Source organism: Flavobacterium sp. JAS, assembly GCF_020991455.1.
In the GTDB taxonomy this organism is placed as follows: Bacteria; Bacteroidota; Bacteroidia; order Flavobacteriales; family Flavobacteriaceae; genus Flavobacterium.
The window spans coordinates 115,124-132,239 of record NZ_JAJMOX010000013.1; the positions used below are offsets into that span (position 1 = coordinate 115,124).

Annotated in this window: 17 protein-coding genes; 7 read left to right on the forward strand and 10 right to left on the reverse strand. The window is 33.9% G+C overall.

The genetic code is table 11. From position 1 onward, the window contains the following. Positions 1 to 2 precede the first annotated feature (2 nt). From LPB88_RS19520 to LPB88_RS19535, 4 genes are all read right to left on the reverse strand, one after another. The gene (locus LPB88_RS19520) at positions 3 to 419 is read right to left on the reverse strand and encodes a cupin domain-containing protein (RefSeq protein ID WP_230717357.1); all 417 of its coding nucleotides are present in this window, start codon (positions 417 to 419) and stop codon (positions 3 to 5) included. Between the two features lie 94 nt (positions 420 to 513). Then, positions 514 to 930: a cupin domain-containing protein gene (locus tag LPB88_RS19525; RefSeq protein WP_230717358.1), complete on the reverse strand. Its 417-nt coding sequence runs from the start codon at positions 928 to 930 to the stop codon at positions 514 to 516. A 189-nt stretch (positions 931 to 1,119) separates the two neighbouring features. Further along, on the reverse strand, positions 1,120 to 1,992 hold the full coding sequence (locus LPB88_RS19530) for an AraC family transcriptional regulator (protein ID WP_230717359.1): 873 nt from the start codon (positions 1,990 to 1,992) through the stop codon (positions 1,120 to 1,122). Between the two features lie 73 nt (positions 1,993 to 2,065). Continuing rightward, positions 2,066 to 3,640, reverse strand: coding sequence for a Na+/H+ antiporter (locus LPB88_RS19535; protein WP_230717360.1), 1,575 nt, complete (start codon positions 3,638 to 3,640; stop codon positions 2,066 to 2,068). A gap of 386 nt (positions 3,641 to 4,026) precedes the next feature. Here LPB88_RS19535 and LPB88_RS19540 point away from each other — a divergent pair, with 386 nt between their 5' ends. The 4 genes from LPB88_RS19540 to LPB88_RS19555 all read left to right on the forward strand — a co-directional run bounded on the left by LPB88_RS19540 (position 4,027) and on the right by LPB88_RS19555 (position 7,130). After that, positions 4,027 to 4,410 (forward strand): hypothetical protein, encoded by a 384-nt coding sequence (locus tag LPB88_RS19540; RefSeq protein WP_230717361.1) that lies wholly within the window; start codon positions 4,027 to 4,029, stop codon positions 4,408 to 4,410. A gap of 120 nt (positions 4,411 to 4,530) precedes the next feature. Continuing rightward, positions 4,531 to 5,376, forward strand: a complete 846-nt coding sequence (locus tag LPB88_RS19545; RefSeq protein WP_230717362.1) for a chromate resistance protein ChrB domain-containing protein — start codon at positions 4,531 to 4,533, stop codon at positions 5,374 to 5,376. 78 nt (positions 5,377 to 5,454) lie between these two features. Continuing rightward, positions 5,455 to 5,955 (forward strand): hypothetical protein, encoded by a 501-nt coding sequence (locus LPB88_RS19550; RefSeq protein ID WP_230717363.1) that lies wholly within the window; start codon positions 5,455 to 5,457, stop codon positions 5,953 to 5,955. 14 nt (positions 5,956 to 5,969) lie between these two features. Next, positions 5,970 to 7,130 (forward strand): chromate transporter, encoded by a 1,161-nt coding sequence (locus LPB88_RS19555; RefSeq protein WP_230717364.1) that lies wholly within the window; start codon positions 5,970 to 5,972, stop codon positions 7,128 to 7,130. On the opposite strand, the gene LPB88_RS19560 is transcribed toward LPB88_RS19555, so the two are convergent. Then, positions 7,123 to 7,593 carry a hypothetical protein gene (locus LPB88_RS19560; protein WP_230717365.1) on the reverse strand — a complete coding sequence of 157 codons (471 nt, stop codon included), beginning with the start codon at positions 7,591 to 7,593 and terminating at the stop codon, positions 7,123 to 7,125. The genes LPB88_RS19555 and LPB88_RS19560 overlap by 8 nt on opposite strands. An 18-nt stretch (positions 7,594 to 7,611) precedes the next feature. Beyond that, positions 7,612 to 8,106, reverse strand: a complete 495-nt coding sequence (locus LPB88_RS19565; protein ID WP_230717366.1) for a TlpA disulfide reductase family protein — start codon at positions 8,104 to 8,106, stop codon at positions 7,612 to 7,614. A gap of 306 nt (positions 8,107 to 8,412) precedes the next feature. Here LPB88_RS19565 and LPB88_RS19570 point away from each other — a divergent pair, with 306 nt between their 5' ends. Further along, positions 8,413 to 8,715, forward strand: a complete 303-nt coding sequence (locus tag LPB88_RS19570) for a helix-turn-helix transcriptional regulator (protein WP_230717367.1) — start codon at positions 8,413 to 8,415, stop codon at positions 8,713 to 8,715. 7 nt (positions 8,716 to 8,722) lie between these two features. Then, positions 8,723 to 9,829, forward strand: a complete 1,107-nt coding sequence (locus tag LPB88_RS19575; protein ID WP_230717368.1) for an NADH:flavin oxidoreductase — start codon at positions 8,723 to 8,725, stop codon at positions 9,827 to 9,829. Positions 9,830 to 10,125: 296 nt separating this feature from the next. Here the strand turns inward: LPB88_RS19575 and LPB88_RS19580 are convergent, their stop codons facing one another. From LPB88_RS19580 to LPB88_RS19595, 4 genes are all read right to left on the reverse strand, one after another. After that, entirely contained in the window at positions 10,126 to 11,268 is a 1,143-nt protein-coding gene (locus LPB88_RS19580) for an acyltransferase (RefSeq protein ID WP_230717369.1), read from the reverse strand. Between the two features lie 151 nt (positions 11,269 to 11,419). Beyond that, positions 11,420 to 12,070 carry a DUF1349 domain-containing protein gene (locus tag LPB88_RS19585; protein WP_230717370.1) on the reverse strand — a complete coding sequence of 217 codons (651 nt, stop codon included), beginning with the start codon at positions 12,068 to 12,070 and terminating at the stop codon, positions 11,420 to 11,422. Between the two features lie 318 nt (positions 12,071 to 12,388). Continuing rightward, positions 12,389 to 14,605 carry a glycoside hydrolase family 3 C-terminal domain-containing protein gene (locus LPB88_RS19590; RefSeq protein ID WP_230717371.1) on the reverse strand — a complete coding sequence of 739 codons (2,217 nt, stop codon included), beginning with the start codon at positions 14,603 to 14,605 and terminating at the stop codon, positions 12,389 to 12,391. Between the two features lie 204 nt (positions 14,606 to 14,809). Continuing rightward, positions 14,810 to 16,453, reverse strand: a complete 1,644-nt coding sequence (locus LPB88_RS19595) for a DUF6377 domain-containing protein (protein WP_230717372.1) — start codon at positions 16,451 to 16,453, stop codon at positions 14,810 to 14,812. Positions 16,454 to 16,666: 213 nt separating this feature from the next. On the opposite strand from LPB88_RS19595, the gene LPB88_RS19600 reads away from it, so the two are divergent. Then, positions 16,667 to 17,011 carry a 5-carboxymethyl-2-hydroxymuconate Delta-isomerase gene (locus LPB88_RS19600; protein ID WP_230717373.1) on the forward strand — a complete coding sequence of 115 codons (345 nt, stop codon included), beginning with the start codon at positions 16,667 to 16,669 and terminating at the stop codon, positions 17,009 to 17,011. Positions 17,012 to 17,116: the final 105 nt, after the last annotated feature.

The following is a 17,116-nucleotide window of genomic DNA, read 5'->3' on the forward strand; positions in this document are numbered from 1 at the left end:
AATTATCTAATTGAGCTATTCCCAAAGCTATAATACTCTTCATCGGTAACGCTTTCCAGCCAGATTCCTTTTCCTTTGTCGATTTCTGTGATAATAGAAATATGCGAAAACTTGCTGAAAGGTGTTGCGCCATACCAATGTTCTACGTTTGGTAAAATAGTAACAACTTCGTCTTTATGAAGCAATCGAATTGCACTGCCTTTTTCCTGAAAATAACCAATTCCGTCTGTTGCAATAAGCAATTGCAAACTAGGATTGATGTGCCAGTTGCATCTTGCGCCGGCTTCAAAGGCAACTTCTTTGATTACGGTATTATCGGGGTGAATATTACTCGTTTGTTTTTTATAGGAAACATCGCCAGTCATAAATGTATTTGGGATTTTTCCTTCTTCAATAACTGAGGTATAAAGTGTTGACATAAAAATGATTTTTTGAGATTGATTTTTAATTTAAAAATGATCTGACATTACCCTGTTAATTAATTGTCAGACTAGAACAACACTTTTTCTTTAATTATTTAAAGCTATTGTATTGTTCATCGGTTACCGGTTCAAGCCAGTCTACAATACCTTTTTCTGTATTTGTACTGATTGCGATATGAGTAAATTCGCCATCTGGAGAAGCTCCATGCCAATGCTTAATTTCGGGCTGAATGTTTACAACATCACCTTCTTTTATTAATTGAATTGGTTTGCTAACTTCCTGATAATAACCTGTTCCTTGGGTAACGATAAGAATTTGTCCGCCCGGATGTGTATGCCAATTGTTTCTTGCTTTTGCTTCGAAAACTACATTTCCAACGGCTGTATGTAAAACCGGATCATTTGGAACCAACATCTTCACCCATGCTTTTCCTATAAAATAATCCGCTGAAGCTAAATCTCCTTTCGGGAAAATAGATTCATTTAATTGATTTTCTGGTTCTTTCATAATTATTTGTTTTTTAATATCGGTGCTGAGAACTAAATCAGAAAGCTAGAATGCGCTTTATAGAAGTTGTATTTAGTCAGCAAAAAAACCGATAAGGGGTTAGTACTAATTATTTCAGGGCAAAATTACTTTGACAACAACAATTAGAAATAACAATATTCAAACAAAAAATTAAGAATATGAAACAATTTACGTTCTTAGCGATTTCGGAATTGTTCCGGTAAGTCTTTTAAAGTAATTATTAAAATAGCTCGGATATTCAAATCCAAGGGAATATCCAATGTCTGAGATACTCCAATCTGTATGATGCAATAATGCTTTTGCTTCGCTGATGATTCTTTCGGTAATGTGTGCTGTGGTTGGCTTTCCGGTAATTTCTTTTACAGAACGATTCAAATGATTAACATGAACTGCAAGACTTTGTGCATAATCCTGAGGCGTTTTTAATGCCAATGGTTCGTTTTTTGTCTCAATAGGGAATTGTCTTTCTAATAATTCCAGAAACAAAGAGGTGATTCGGGATGACGCATTTTTATGTTTAAAGAAGTTTTCCGTTGGCTGCATTTTCATCGATTCATGAATAATCAGGTTGATGTAATTGCGAATTAAATCGTCTTTAAAAACATAATCAGTATCCTGTTCTTCAATCATTTTCTTAAACAACGAAGCCACAAACAACTCTTGTTCAACAGATAAATAAAATATAGGAGTTCCACCGATTTTAAACAAAGGCGATTCATGAAGACTTTCTGAGCGATCATTTGCCTTTAGAAATTCTTCGGTAAAAACACAGGCATAACCGTTATAGGCGGGTGAAATAATTTCCCATGAATATGGAATATGCGGATTTCCGAAGAATAATATAGTTCCGTCAGTTTCAATTCCGCGATCTGCGTAATGAATAAGGCTTTTGCTGGTATTAATACAAATTTTATAAAAATCTCTGCGGTTATACGTTGGAATTGCACTCACATCGTTACTTACTTCATAAACTTTAAATCCTTTTAGTTTTAAGTCAGAAGTATTAAAATCGGCTGTTTTAGAAACTATTTGATCACTCATTCAGCAAAGTTATGAAAATCAAACAAAAATAAGGTTTTGGAAACGTTAAAGATTAGAAATGCTTTCCTGAAGATTATATAAACTGCAATTTCTCTTCTTCTAAATCCAGATAAAGCAAATGTTTGCGGATAATTTCTTCATCCAGAATTTCTTCTTTATTTCGATCCAAAAGCCAATTTCGCTGATGCTCAAGCAGATTCAGGTAAACAACTTTGGCTTCGTCAGACATTAGGATACTATTGCTCGTATTTAGATTAATATCTTCCCATTTACAAGCGATTTGCTGTAAAACGGGCTGTCTCTCTAACTCATTGCCATAAGTAGTTCTAAGATGATTTAAGGCATGATCTGTCAATTCTCTTTTGATCTGATTGTAGATTTCTTCATCCGGCAATGTATAATCAGGATCCTTCAGGTGAAACTTCTTAATTAAATAAGGCAATGTCAATCCTTGCAAAAGCAAAGTGGTTAAGATTACTACAAAGGTGATAAACAAAATCAGATTTCGTTGCGGAAAAGGCGTTCCATCACTCAATTGCACGGGAATTGATAAGGCTGCCGCCAAAGAAACTACGCCGCGCATTCCGGTCCAGCCTATTAAAATTGGGCCTTTAAAACCCGGATGTCTCGCATCTGCCACTTTTATAAAATTTCTGGCAATAAGAGTGATAAAAACGGCACTAAAAGCACATAAAATTCTGCCCACGATAAGCACGGCTGTAATTAGTAATCCGTAACCAATTGCAGACGAAAGACTAACATCTCCGAGTCCTGAAACTATTTCGGGCAAATCAAGTCCGATAAACATAAATATTAAGCCATTTAGGATAAAACAGAAGCTTTCCCATACATTAACACCTTTCAGACGCGAACTGCTGCTTAAAAACGAAAGTCTGTAATGCGATAATAACAAACCTCCGCTCACTACGGCAAGAACGCCTGAACTGTGCACTTCTTCGGCAGCGATATATATTATATAGGGTGTCACGAGAGAAAGTATAATATCAGAGTTAGCATCTGTAGGCAAATATTTATGCAATTTCATGGCTACGAAACCTATTGCAACTCCAATACCTATTCCGCCCACTAACATCCAGCCGAAACTTGCAATAGCATCTTGCCAAATAAATTGACCTGTTCCGACTACTATCAATGCAAATCTGAAGATAATTAGCGAAGATGCGTCGTTTAAGAGACTTTCGCCTTCTAAAATAGAAGACATTCGGCGGGGTACTTTTACAAATTTAAGAATCGCTCCTGCGCTGACAGCATCTGGCGGAGAAATGATTCCACCAAGCAAAAAACCAAGCGCCAGTGAGAATCCGGGAATAAAATGATTGGCTACCAAAGCCACAGAAAATGCAGTAAAAAACACGACTAAAAAAGCAAAACTACAAATGATACGTCGCCAACGCCATAATTCTTTCCAGGAAATATTCCACGCAGCTTCATACAATAAAGGCGGAAGGAAAATAACGAAAATCAATTCGGGATCGATACGCAGCACCGGAATTCCCGGAATAAAACTAATTGCCAATCCTCCTAAAACCAATAAAACAGGGTAAGCAACTTTGATTTTATTGCTCAGCATTATTAATAAAAGAATAACGATAACAATGATTAAATAAAACGGAAAATCGTGCAGCATTTGGAATGACTTTGTTTTAGAAATATATAGTTGAACCTAAAGCAATTATAAAATCTCTTTATCTGCTTTACAAGATCAATATTAGGAAATATTTTTATATAAAATACATTCGGAGCTTAAAACGTAAAACATTAGCACAAATCTTTTTATAAACAATAGAAAGTCTGTTTTCTTTTCAGAATCTTCAATGCTTTCATTGGTCATTATTCTTCGAAACCGGTTATAGAAGTCAATAAAATATCATTAATAAATGGATCGATTCCTCTTTTGATTTAGAACCTAAAAACGGCATTTAAAATTTAGAATCATTCTATTGGCTATACTTTGTTAAAATATTTTCTTTTGATGTAATTTTATATTAAAATTCAAACAAAAACAAGTATATCATGAGTGTTATTAAAGATGAAGAGAAACTTCTTAGCACTATCAAACGCATTGATCAGAAGATTGACAAAATCAACGATCAAAAGATAAATGCCTTTTTCGAGTCCCTTGGATTAACGGAAAGAGAAGATGTTCCCAAAGATTTTCTGACTTGGGAGACCATTCTTATTGTTGTACCGGATCGTCATATCTCGCACGAATTAAAGTATTACAAGTTCTCTATTTCAAGGCTTTTTTTCGTTACAAATCCTTATGCGGATCAAATTCACATTTATGATTTTAACGAATGGAAAAATACGACGCGCAATAAAACTCAACTCCAAATTAGAGAAATCCTCAAAACAAATTTTGGAGGTGTTAAGAAGCCACATAGCGATTCACATTAAAAAGTCCGATTTCAACGAATCGGACTTTTTTAATTTAAAAAACGATCCAAATATTATTAAAATGTAAATTAGCTTTATTTTTGATTTTAGAAACAACTAATTAACATTCAACTTACTTCAATGAAATGGATTACTAGAGAAAGACCCAAAATTGACCGAATTGCGTGTCCGTGGTTAATACAAAAGTTTGTTGATCACGAAGCTGAATTTATTTATGTTCCCTTTGACGAAGTTATCGCTAAAGCTGAAGAATTAAATGCGATTCCGTTTGACATTCCTAATGTAGAATTTACGCATTATAACGAAGAATGTACTTTTGATTACATTATAAAAAAATACCAGATTAGTGATCCTGCGGTTTTAATCATGGCAAAAATTGTTCGCGGTGCAGATACGGACAAACATGATATTACAAAAGAATCAGCGGGATTATGGGCTATTTCGGCGGGACTTTCGCACAATATCACAAACGATGCTGAATTGCTAAAAAACGGAATGATCCTTTATGATGCACTCTATAGTTGGGCAACACATTTGTACAAACAAAATCATTTGCAAAACAGTCCTTTCGAGAATTTACTTCATGAAGTTTATAATAAATTTTTAATCGAAAAAAAATCAAACCAGAAAACACCATTATGGGTTAAGGATTTAAAAGCCATTATTCAGGATCAAATTGATACTCAGTTTACTTTTGATCTCAAAAAAATTTCAAATGATTTAGATCTCAATCCCTCCTATTTATCCCGCGAATTTTCTAAATATTTTGAAGATTTAAATTTTGGAGATTATGTTCGAAAATTACGTATCGAAAAAGCCATAAATCTGATTCAGAATTCGACTTATACGCTTACCGAAATTGCTTATATGACGGGCTTTTCAGACCAAAGTCACTTTACAAGAATATTCAAATTGCATACGGGCAAAAATCCTTCTTCATACCGAAAAAATGCACGGAAAAAGTAATCCTGATACAAAAGGTAAATAGCATTCTATTTATAGTTTTCAAGTCTGTATAGTTTTGTTTTGTAAAACCAAACTATTATGAATTCGTTGAAACACTTTGTTATTCTTGCTTTATTCTTATTAAGCGCGCCAATTTTTGCTCAAACCACTTATCCTAAAATTACAGGATATTTTGGCATTCTTCATCCTATTGTAACTGTTAGTAACGAGCAAACTACTCTAAACTTTAGAGATTATTATGCCATAGGTTTCCCAACGGGAATTAACATCTGGAAAAGCTCTAAAATAGGTTTCTCTTTTGAAATTGTTCCCAATATAAAAGCCGAAGACGGTCACGATAAAGTAACTAATGTCTTATTTCATCCCGGTGTTTTAGTGGCTTTAGGCAATGGTTATACTTTTGCCGGGCGTGCAGCATTTGAAAGCAGCGGAAGATACGGTGTAACGCCTGTAATCAATAAAACTGTTCTAAAAAGTGACAATTGCAGTTATTTTGTTGCTGTTCCTTTACCGGTACGATTTGGTAACGATCATCCTGCTACTTTTACAGTTGGTTTTCAATTTGGAATTGCTTTTTAAAAACACCTTCAATTATGACAAATCCAAAATACACATTAAGAGAATTAACTTTATATTTTCTGAAATTAGGAACCATTGGTTTTGGCGGTCCGGTTGCACTTGTAGGTTATATGCACAAAGATTTAGTCGAAAAACGAGAATGGATATCAGAAGATGAATATAAACAAGGATTAGCATTGGCACAATTAGCTCCGGGCCCGCTAGCTGCGCAATTAGGAATATATCTTGGTTTTGTGCATTATCGAATTTTAGGAGCTACTTTGGCTGGATTTGCATTTGTATTGCCTTCGTTTATAATGGTTGTACTCTTAGGAATTGTCTATAAATTATATGAGGGATTATCCTGGATTCAAGCTGTTTTTTATGGTGTAGGCGCTGCCGTCATTGGCATTATCACAATAAGCTCTTATAAACTTACGGTGAAATCTATTGGTAAATTTAGCTTTCAGTCTCTCCGCGCTAATTGGCTGTTATGGCTGTTTTTTATTACTACATTAAGTGTAACTTTTGTAACGCAGCAAGAACCTGTTTTGCTGTTTATTGCAATAGGTTTTTTATATATGATTATAAAAGCACGACCCAAATGGCTGAATTTTAGGTCTCTAAATTCGGTTTTGTTTTTTCAAATTTCATTTTGGGAATATGAAAGCTCAACTCTAACAAAAATCGCCATTTTCTTTGCTAAGGCCGGAACATTTGTATTTGGCAGCGGACTTGCTATTGTACCTTTTTTACACTCGGGCGTTGTAACCGAAAATCATTGGCTAACAGAGCAACAATTTATTGATTCTGTTGCAGTGGCAATGATTACGCCTGGTCCTGTTGTAATTACAGTAGGTTTTATTGGGTATCTCGTTAACGGATTTTTAGGTGCTTTGGTTGCGGCTCTGGCTACATTTTTGCCTTGTTACTTATTTACTATAGCAATGGCTCCTTATTTTCATAAAATTGCAGAAAACAAATCAGTTAAAGCATTTGTTGATGGTATTACTGCAGCTGTTGTTGGAGCATTAGTAGGTTCTGTTTTTGTAATTGCTTCCCGAACCATAATTGACATCCAAACACTATTAATTGCCGTCATTACAGTTTTTGCTTTAATTTATATCAAAAAAATTCAGGAACCAGTCGTTATACTTGTTGCCGCTGTTTTAGGAATATTGATAAAACTTATATAATTTCAAAAATACTGATGAACTTTTGTTCTAGTTTTTTCCGATTTTTCTCTACTTTCCATTTCGAATAGAAAGCCATAAAAAGCAAAAACAAATTAACAATAGTAGACGCTCTTCGAAGTCCTCTTGCAAAAAACAGAAAAAATATATTTATCGCCAGAATAAGTATTATTGGAGAATATTTTACCCAAAGCAACTGAAATTTATTATTTAGTTCAACACTATAATCTACTTTAAGTGTACTATTAATGTTCTTGTATTTACCTTTTATAATATAAGGCGTTGACGACGATATTGAATTTATTGTTAACTGAAAACTTTTATCATCAAAAAGTCCGTAAAAAGGTTTTGCAACACCAGATATAGGAAATACTCTAACCTGTCCTAATGTTGATTTTAGAGAACCAATCTCTGTATTATTCTGTAATCTTGTGCGGAATTCAGACAAACTGAGTTTTGATTCCATTTGACTTTTAATTTGCTTTTACTTTTTCTCTAATAAACTCTTCACCATTTCATTCAAAGCATTTCCATGAATATTTTTGGCTAGAATAATTCCGTTTTTGTCTATTAAAAAGTTTAATGGTACCGATTGAAGCATATAATCACCAACAACTGGAGATTTCCAATATTTTAAATCACTTACTTGTGTCCACGGAAGTTTTTGTTTTGCGATTGCGCCTAACCATAACGGCTTTTTAGTATCCATCGAAACGCTGTAAATTCCAAACTTATCAGGATAAGCATTGTATAGTTTTATTAATTCCGGATGTTCTTTCGTACATGGTCCACACCAAGACGCCCAAAAATCAACTAAAACCAATTCTCCTCTAAAAGAAGAAAGTACAACATTGTTTCCTTTTGTGTCCGGAAGATCAATTTCAGGAGCAATATCTCCTACTTCAACTCCAACAACCTGAGCTTTTGAGCTGGTTATTACACAACATAAGAATCCTAAAATAAGTAAAGTTTTTTTCATAGTTTGATTAATGTTTTTAGATAAATTGGGGCTTTTTTAATCTTGCAAGGTTGTTTTTTTGTCATTTCGACAAAGGAGAAATCTCCACAAGTAACTCCGCAACGAAAATCCAATCTTTGTAGAGCTTCTCGCGGAGATTTCTCCTTCGTCGAAATGACAATATTGCACATAAACTCGGTGACTTTGCGAGATTAATCTACAAGCAAATATAAATACTTCTTCATAAATCCTCTCCTCTCTTCTTAAAATTATGCTAAATATTTTTTCTTTAATTGGTATATCGGGAAAAGTCGATATATTTGTGCCATGGAAAATATAGAAATCTTTAAAGCATTATCTAATAAGTCCAGATTGCAAATGCTGGAATGGTTAAAAGAACCCGAAATAAACTTTCCGGATCAGCTTCAGCATTCAGGATTTGAACACGGAGTTTGTGTTGGTCAAATACAAGCCAAAGCCGGTTTGACGCAATCAACAGTTTCTGAATACTTGTCTATTTTGCAGCGTGCAGGATTTATAGAATCTAAACGCGTTGGACAATGGACCTACTATAAACGCAACGAAGGTGCCTTTGAAGCACTCAGTAAATTAATTCAATCTAATTTGTAAATTACTTATGAGTACAAACAACCTGTTTTCGCCATTTAACTTAAAAACGTTAAATCTTAAAAACCGAATCGTAATGGCGCCTATGACGCGCTCATTTTCTCCAAATGGAGTTCCAACTAACGACGTAGCTTCTTACTACCAAAAAAGAGCCGAAGGTGAAGTTGGTTTAATATTATCTGAAGGAACTGTTATCGACAGAGCTTCTTCATCAAACGATGCCAATGTACCACACTTTTATGGAGATGAATCTTTAAAAGGATGGAAAAACGTAATTGACGAAGTTCACGCTGTTGGAGGTAAAATGGGGCCACAAATCTGGCACATGGGAATTATGGACAATCACCATTCAGGATGGGTTCCGCCAGTTCCTTTTGAAGGTCCGTCTGGTTTAAACCGACCTGATTTCAGAAATGGTGTAACAATGACTGAAAAAGATATTGAAGATACTATTATCGCTTTCGGAAAAGCTGCCGCTGATGCTAAAAGATTAGGTTTTGACACGATCGAAATTCACGGTGCACACGGTTATTTAATTGACCAGTTCTTTAGAGCCGAAACTAATTTGCGTACGGATATTTATGGTGGAAAAACTTTACCGGAACGTAATCGTTTTGCTATTGAAGTTGTAAAAGAAGTTAGAAAACAAGTAGGTAACGACTTTGCTGTTATTATGCGTTTTTCTCAATTTAAACCTTCTGATTACAACTATAAACTGGCGAAAAATCCACAGGAATTAGAAGCTTGGCTTACGCCTCTTGTTGATGCCGGAGTAGATGTTTTACACTGTTCTCAACGTCGTTTCTGGGAACCTGAATTCGAAGAATCTGACCTGAATTTTGCCGGTTGGGCTAAAAAAGTAACCGGAGCGCTAACAATTACTGTTGGTTCTGTTGGACTTTCAAGCGATTTCTTTGGTGCTTTTGCAGGAGAAAGTTCTGAGCCAACTTCACTAGAAGAATTAAACAGACGTTTCGACAGAGGTGACTTTGATTTGGTTGCGGTTGGAAGACCTCTTTTATCTGATCCAAATTGGGTTGCTAAAATTAAAACTGGTAAAACAGATCAATTGAAAGGTTTCAGTAAAGAAGCTTTGGGAGCATTAGTTTTAGAATAATTTTTTTTTAGGTACAGAGTTACAAAGGTTCAAAGGGACAAAGTTTTCCCTTTGAATCTTTTAGTTTTTTGGCTGTGTAATATTGCCCGCGGGTTGTACGGGTTTTACGGATTTTCGCTGATTTTTTTTAATCATTTTAATCTTGTATCCAGATAGCTATCGGGAGTGGCAAAAAAAAAGATGCACTGCTGTGCATCTCTACTTGTATCTTTATTAAAAAACAAAAGGGATGAAAACATGAAATTTCATCCCTTTTTTGAATATCTATAACTAACAAAATTTAGAAATTCAATTCGTTATTCGGCGATTTCTGCAATGACCTTTTTTCTTTTTTGAAATTTCCCCTGAAGCCAATTACGAACCGGTTCATCATAGAATTTCAAACATAAGTAGGCAATTACTATACTGGAAACCAAAACTCCGATTCCGATAACATAACCGTCTTTTAAAGGGATTTTGTTTTCGAATACCCAAGCGGTGTACCAATAAATTAATGGGTAATGTATGATGTAAATTGGATATGAAATGTCTCCTAAAGCTTTGCATATTTTCAGCGAAACCGCATTTTTTATCTCTCCTCCTGCTCCAATCGCAACAATTAACGGGAACATTAGAATAATACAAAATGATTCATATAAACCATTCATCCATAAACTGTTTTCGTCTCCAATTCTTGGAATGCTGAATATTACAAAAATCATAATACTGCAAATCCAGAAAGCTCCTTTTATGTGAATTAATTTTCCTAAACGAGAAAGCAAAACTCCGGCAAAAAACGGATACAATAAACGCGTAAAACCAACATTCATTTGTTCCAGATTTAATGACCAACCGCCAATAACATCTCCTTTTGGTCCAAAAACAGTATAATTAATCAGCATTCCTGCGAAGATTAAAACAAAGATTCCCAGAACTTTATTAGAGAATTTACGAAAGAATAATGCATACATAATATTAGCAATATATTCAAAGAAAAGCGACCATGCCGGTCCGTTTAACGGATGCATTTCACCCCAGCCTCTTATTTCTAAAGAAGGTGGAATTGGCAGTAATGTAAACCCTATTACCATTGTTAAAATCACTTTCCAAGCCTCCATTCCAGCAATTTGAGGAAATACAGTGTCTGAAGCCTGAAAATAATAGAATATAGCTCCAATGATCATTCCCATAATTACCATGGGCTGCAAACGGATTAAACGTCGTTTGTAAAATTCCCATTTATTCATTTTTCCCCAACGATCGTCATAAGCATACGCCACAACAAATCCCGACAAAAGAAAAAAGAAATCAACGGCAAGATAACCGTGATTCATTATTTGTTTAAAACGGCTTCCTTCATTAAAGGTTTCAAAAATGTGAAAAATAACTACTAAAATTGCGGCTACTCCACGCAAGCCATCAAGAATTTCGTAATGTTTTTTTGGTTTAATATCAATCATAAAAAAATGGTTAATGGTTAGTTGTTTATTGAGTTTAATTAACCGCAAAGTTCGCAAGGTTTTACGCAAAGATCGCAATGAAAAGTTCGCAAAGCTTTTTGCAAAACTACATAATTATCTAATTTTCAAATTATCTCAATTATCTAATTATTTACTCCTGATGATTTTTAAGCCACTCTAATCTGCGTTGATCCGGTAAGTGTGTTACTTTGAAATTTTCAAATTTGGCTTCAAAGCCTTTTCCGTCTGGCGATGCAGCCATTAAACCAACCATAACCGGTGTATTGTCTTGCAATGGTGCGTTTCTGGTAAGAATATAATTTTTATCATCATACGAAAAGAAAACCTCAACAGCATCTAATCTTCTTACCACTTTTATCCATACAAATGGCGGTGCTTTATCCAGAGTTGTTACACTCCAATCACTTTTATCGTGCGTTACAACGGTACTGATATTAAATTTTCCGTCAACAAATTCAACTCCGGTTTTAATGTAGTTTTTCTCGTCAATACGAAGCATTAATCCCATTTGGTCAAAACGAGCGATATAATTACCGGTTAATTTTACTTTGGCTTCAAATTCTCCGCCATAAGTTGTATAATAAAATGGCGCGTCGTCGACCGTGAATCCGTAATGCGAAATACGCCAATAATCACTATTAGCAGTAACATTCATAATCAAAGCATTGTTTTTAATTTCCCATTTTTCAGGTTCATTAAACCATTGCATTTTATTTAAGGTCTGCGCCGAAAGGTTCTGTGCTAAAAACAAAACCAAAGCACTTAGTACAATTTTTTTCATGTCATTTATTTTTTTAAACAATAAAGTATTTTGCTTTTGAACCATTAAGATATTAAGTTTCATTAAGTCGCAATACTTAATTTTCTTAATGCATTTTTTTTAAGTACAGTAAACACAAAGCTTTATTAACTTAATATCTTAATGGTAAAAACCTTTTTCAAGTTTAGTTAAACACAAAGCTTAATCAACTTAATATCTTAATGGTAAAATATTTTTAAGCTTATTTCTCAATCTCTTAATGGTAAAATAATTTAAAAATAAAGCTGCAACCTTTTACAATTGCAGCTTTACAACCAACCAATTTAGAAATGATAAAAACTATTTAAGTGAGAAGCCCACTTTAGATTTTATGTCTGTAGATGATGCACCAATGATTGCTTCAAAGTCTCCAGGTTCAGCAACCCATTCGTGTTTTTTATCATCAAAAAAGCTTAATGCTGTTTTATCAACTGTAAATGTTACTATTTTTTCTTCTCCCGCTTTAAGCGAAATTTTCTCAAAACCTTTCAATTCTTTTATCGGACGTGGCAATGATGATTTCAAATCACTGATATAAAGCTGAACTGCTTCTGAACCTTCACGTTTTCCTGTATTTTTGATTTTAACAGAAAATGTAATCTGATCTCCAGCTGACATTTGTTTTTTGTCTGCCGTTACTTTTCCGTATTCAAAAGTCGTGTAGCTTAAACCGTGTCCAAAAGAGAATAATGGTTTTGCTTTTTGTTTGTCGGCCCAACGGTATCCAACAAAAATGCTTTCTTTGTATGTTACGTCATCTCCACCCGGAAACTCTCCTAATGCATGAGCTCCGTTATCAGATAATTTTACTGGGAAAGTAAACGATAATTTTCCTGAAGGGTTAACATCTCCAACCAAAACTGCCGCCAAAGCAGTTCCTGCTTCTGTACCTAAAAACCAACCTTGTACAATTCCCGGAACTTCTTTTACCCACGGCATAGCCACAGCATTTCCTGAGATATTTACAAAAACGATGTTTTTATTTACTTTAACCAATTCTGCAATTAATTGGTCCTGACCGTAAGAAAGTCCTAATTCCTGACGATCAAATCCTTCTGCATCTTGTTTGTCACTTTTGTTTGTTCCTCCAATAAAAAGAACAATATCAGCATCTTTAGCTGCTTTTAAAGCTTCAGCAGTCAATTCAGCAGGAGAACGTTTGTCTTCTAAACTTACTTTTGCCACTACTCCATTGTAATTACTTGTTGGATCTCCCACATAACCACGAGCGTAAACAATTTCAGCCTGATTGCCAATTCTTTTCTTTAAACCTTCAAGCGGTGTGATTTCGTATCTTGCTTTAAGCGAAGAACTTCCTCCACCAACAGTCATCATTTTAATAGCATTCTCTCCAATAACTGCAATTTTCTTAGTTTTAGAAAGATCAATTGGCAAAATATTGTTTTTGTTTTGAAGCAATACAATTCCTTCTTCCGCAATTTTTAAACCTGCCTGAGCATGTTCAGCAGTTCCAAAAGATCCAAAAGGTCTGTTTCTGTCCATTGTTGTTAAGAAAGATAAACGTAAAATACGACGTACTTTTTCGTCCAATTCTTTAGTTCCAATTTCACCTTTAGCAATCATTGTAGAATATGGTTTTGCTAAATAATAGTTGTCATAAGCATTGCTTGTTCCCCATGAAAGTCCGTTCGTCCATGAACCAAATTCCATATCCAAGCCATTATGAATCGCTTGTTTTGTATCATGAACTCCTCCCCAATCTGAGACTACAACACCTTTGAACCCCCATTCTCCACGAAGAATATCGTTTAATAAATACTCATTATGACAACAATGTTGTCCTTTATATCTATTGTATGATCCCATAATTGCCCAAGCATCACCTTCCTGAACAGCAGCTTTAAAAGCCGGTAAATAAATCTCGTATAAAGCACGATCATCAACAATTACATTTACTGAATTACGACCTGTTTCCTGATTGTTTAAAGCGAAATGTTTCACACATGCTGCAACTCCGTTTGACTGTACTCCTTTGATATAAGGAACTACCATTTTTGACGTTAGGAAAGGATCCTCTCCCATATATTCGAAGTTACGACCGTTTAATGGGCTTCTGTAGATATTAACTCCAGGTCCTAACAATACATTTTTATTACGATATCTTGCTTCTTCTCCAATTGATTTTCCATATAAAGAAGACAATTCTTTGTTCCATGTTGCAGAAAGTGCCGTTAAAGCCGGAAATGCAATACAAGAATCATTTGTCCAACCTGCCTGATCCCATTCATCCCATTTAACCTCCGTACGAATTCCGTGTGGTCCATCGGTCATCCAGTTTTCAGGAATTCCCAAGCGCGGCACACCAGGTGAACTAAATTTTGATTGCGCATGAATCATGGCGATTTTTTCATCGATTGTCATTTTAGAAAGCACATCTTCTACACGTTCATTAATTGACTTTTTATCATCTAGATAAACCGGAACTTTATTTTGTGCATTTACACCGAAAGAGCCTAACAAAAGTAAAACAACAATTGTTTTAACGTTTTTAAACATAACTATTAATTTATTAAAGCATTTATATAATTAAAGGTTGCTGTTCTCGAAAACACCTTTAATAATATTGTAAAGCTAAAACGTTATAGTTCGTGTTGAATTTTTAAACGAAAAAAAGTAGTAAAATAAAAAATCAAATTATTCATTATCAATGTTTTAATAAAAAATAATTATCAAAAAAAGTAGTGGTTTTAAAAAAAATAATTAGATTTTTAAGGTAATTAAGCCAATTTTCATGACCATTTCTTCAAAATCATTTCGGGAAACTGCCGCTTTATTTCTTGCTCTTGTGCGATAATTGTAAATTGTACTTAAAGAGTATCTCAAAAATGCCGCAATTTTTACGCTGTCCGTAATTCCAAGTCGGATTAAAGCAAAAATGCGAAGCTCTGTATTTAGCAATTCTCCTTGTTTTAAAACAATTTGTTCTTCGCTAATTAGTAAAGCGTTAAAGTCTTTTACAAAAGTTGGATATAAATTCAGGAAGATAATATCAAAATTCTTGTACAATTCCTCCAATTCATTATCAACTAAAGTTGTTGACTTTAAAATTTTATAAATTTCGTCGAACTGTTTCGCAGTCGCTTTCTTATTTAAAATAATGCGATAGTTTTCTAGTTTATTGATATAAGTCGAACACAAATTAAAGAAATGCGCAATATACTCTTCCTTAATATGATTGGACTCTGACAATTGTGCATTACGTTCCTGCAATTGACTGTTCGTTTCCGTAATATCTTTGTTTAATTCGGCCAGTTTTTGACTTGTTATAAAAAGCTCTCCACGAATTCGGGATACTTTTTTCATTTGTTTGTACACATAAATAACCGCCACAATCAAAAATGCCGTCAAAATACTAATGCACAAAAGATACATTTGCAACTGCATTTTTCTTTTGGCTTCTCTTTCTAAATATGCCGTGTTAATAATCGAATATACTTCAGACATTTGCAGGGTTCGAAACTGTACATTACAAAACAGAGCATCTGCAATTGCAGATTGTGTTAATCTATAAGCCATGTCTACATCACCAATTTCATAAAAAACCAAAGCCAGTTCCTGCAAAGAAGCATTGTCTTTTATGGAATGTTTAATATCCGATAAAGCTGAAAGTGCGTAATATTTTTTTCTTAATTCTAATTGATGTGTGGTTTCATAAATACTTCCTAAAAGGTATCCAATCATTGCATATTGTGTATCATCCTGATTTGCTGTTCCTAATAAACGCATCAATTTTTTCTGGGCAATACCAAACTGTTTGTGATGAATATTTCGCTGAATCACATTGATTTTATATTTCAACGTTTCAGGATTTAAAACTGTCAGTAACGAATCACGGTACATCGCAATTTGTTTGATGTACTTTGGGTCGTAACTGTTGGCTACATAATGCTCATAAAATTCGCGATAAGCTTCGTAATACTCTGGAAGCAATTCTTTTGATAATTTATTTTTGTTGATCGCTTTTAGAATAGCTTCTGATTCGCGATATTTTCCCGAAGAAGAATAAAGTGTTACTAATTCAAGATTTGCAAGGTCTTTTAAATCTTTATTTTGAAGCTCGTCTGCAAGTTTCAGATTTTTCTTGACGTAATGAATAGCCGAATCTGAATTGAATTTTAGATACTCTTTATATAAAGTCTTGTTGAAATTGTACTCCTGTTCTTTCGTTAAGTTATCAGATTTGATTTTCTTGAAGTTCAAAATACGCTCTTCTTTTAACTGAACATATCGTTCCTTGTTTTTTAAAGCATTGTCTAACTGTGCTAAAATAGCATCTGTACTATCCAATGAATAAACAGGCAGGTTGACAAGAACAATTAACAGGAATAACAAATATTTTTTCAAGCTGAGTAAAGATATATAAGACTTACAAATATAAGAAAGTCGTGCTATAAATTTGAATTATTTATGAAGTCTGCTCATTTTACTGGATATTAAAAATCATAACAAAATTTTGAAATAATAATCTTTATAAAAAGGCTATTTTAAAGCAATCATGAGAATGTTTTCATAATTTTGGTTAAACTAAATTTTTCAATAATCTAAACATAAACACTCATGCCACACTTTGTTATTGATTGCTCTGAAAACGTAATCCGATTGAAATCTGCAGATGATATAATGCAGGAAGTTTTTAATGCGGCTTTATCAACAGAACTTTTTATTCCTTCTGAAATTAAGGTTCGTATTAATCCATTTTCGTATTATAATAACGGAAATTCTCTGAACGATTTTATTCATGTTTTCGGATATATTCTGGAAGGCCGAAATACAGATCAAAAAGCTCAATTATCAAAAGCAATTGTATCTAAACTGAATGCTACACTTCCTGAAGTTCCGGTTATTTCGATTAATATTAAGGATTTTGAGAAGGCAAGTTATTTCAATAAATCGATGATTTAGATATAGTTTTAAGTCTTCTGTGATATAAAAATAACTATATCATTACTGATTTTGATATAAAATAATTACATTCTTTATTATAAAAAATAGTCACGAATTCACGAA

Bases quoted from the DNA above. Each gene is read 5' to 3' on its own strand.
- LPB88_RS19520 (WP_230717357.1), bottom strand. From the start codon at position 419: ATGTCAACACTTTATACCTCAGTTATTGAAGAAGGAAAAATCCCAAAT.
- LPB88_RS19525 (WP_230717358.1), bottom strand. From the start codon at position 930: ATGAAAGAACCAGAAAATCAATTAAATGAATCTATTTTCCCGAAAGGA.
- LPB88_RS19530 (WP_230717359.1), bottom strand. From the start codon at position 1,992: ATGAGTGATCAAATAGTTTCTAAAACAGCCGATTTTAATACTTCTGAC.
- LPB88_RS19535 (WP_230717360.1), bottom strand. From the start codon at position 3,640: ATGCTGCACGATTTTCCGTTTTATTTAATCATTGTTATCGTTATTCTT.
- LPB88_RS19540 (WP_230717361.1), top strand. From the start codon at position 4,027: ATGAGTGTTATTAAAGATGAAGAGAAACTTCTTAGCACTATCAAACGC.
- LPB88_RS19545 (WP_230717362.1), top strand. From the start codon at position 4,531: ATGAAATGGATTACTAGAGAAAGACCCAAAATTGACCGAATTGCGTGT.
- LPB88_RS19550 (WP_230717363.1), top strand. From the start codon at position 5,455: ATGAATTCGTTGAAACACTTTGTTATTCTTGCTTTATTCTTATTAAGC.
- LPB88_RS19555 (WP_230717364.1), top strand. From the start codon at position 5,970: ATGACAAATCCAAAATACACATTAAGAGAATTAACTTTATATTTTCTG.
- LPB88_RS19560 (WP_230717365.1), bottom strand. From the start codon at position 7,593: ATGGAATCAAAACTCAGTTTGTCTGAATTCCGCACAAGATTACAGAAT.
- LPB88_RS19565 (WP_230717366.1), bottom strand. From the start codon at position 8,106: ATGAAAAAAACTTTACTTATTTTAGGATTCTTATGTTGTGTAATAACC.
- LPB88_RS19570 (WP_230717367.1), top strand. From the start codon at position 8,413: ATGGAAAATATAGAAATCTTTAAAGCATTATCTAATAAGTCCAGATTG.
- LPB88_RS19575 (WP_230717368.1), top strand. From the start codon at position 8,723: ATGAGTACAAACAACCTGTTTTCGCCATTTAACTTAAAAACGTTAAAT.
- LPB88_RS19580 (WP_230717369.1), bottom strand. From the start codon at position 11,268: ATGATTGATATTAAACCAAAAAAACATTACGAAATTCTTGATGGCTTG.
- LPB88_RS19585 (WP_230717370.1), bottom strand. From the start codon at position 12,070: ATGAAAAAAATTGTACTAAGTGCTTTGGTTTTGTTTTTAGCACAGAAC.
- LPB88_RS19590 (WP_230717371.1), bottom strand. From the start codon at position 14,605: ATGTTTAAAAACGTTAAAACAATTGTTGTTTTACTTTTGTTAGGCTCT.
- LPB88_RS19600 (WP_230717373.1), top strand. From the start codon at position 16,667: ATGCCACACTTTGTTATTGATTGCTCTGAAAACGTAATCCGATTGAAA.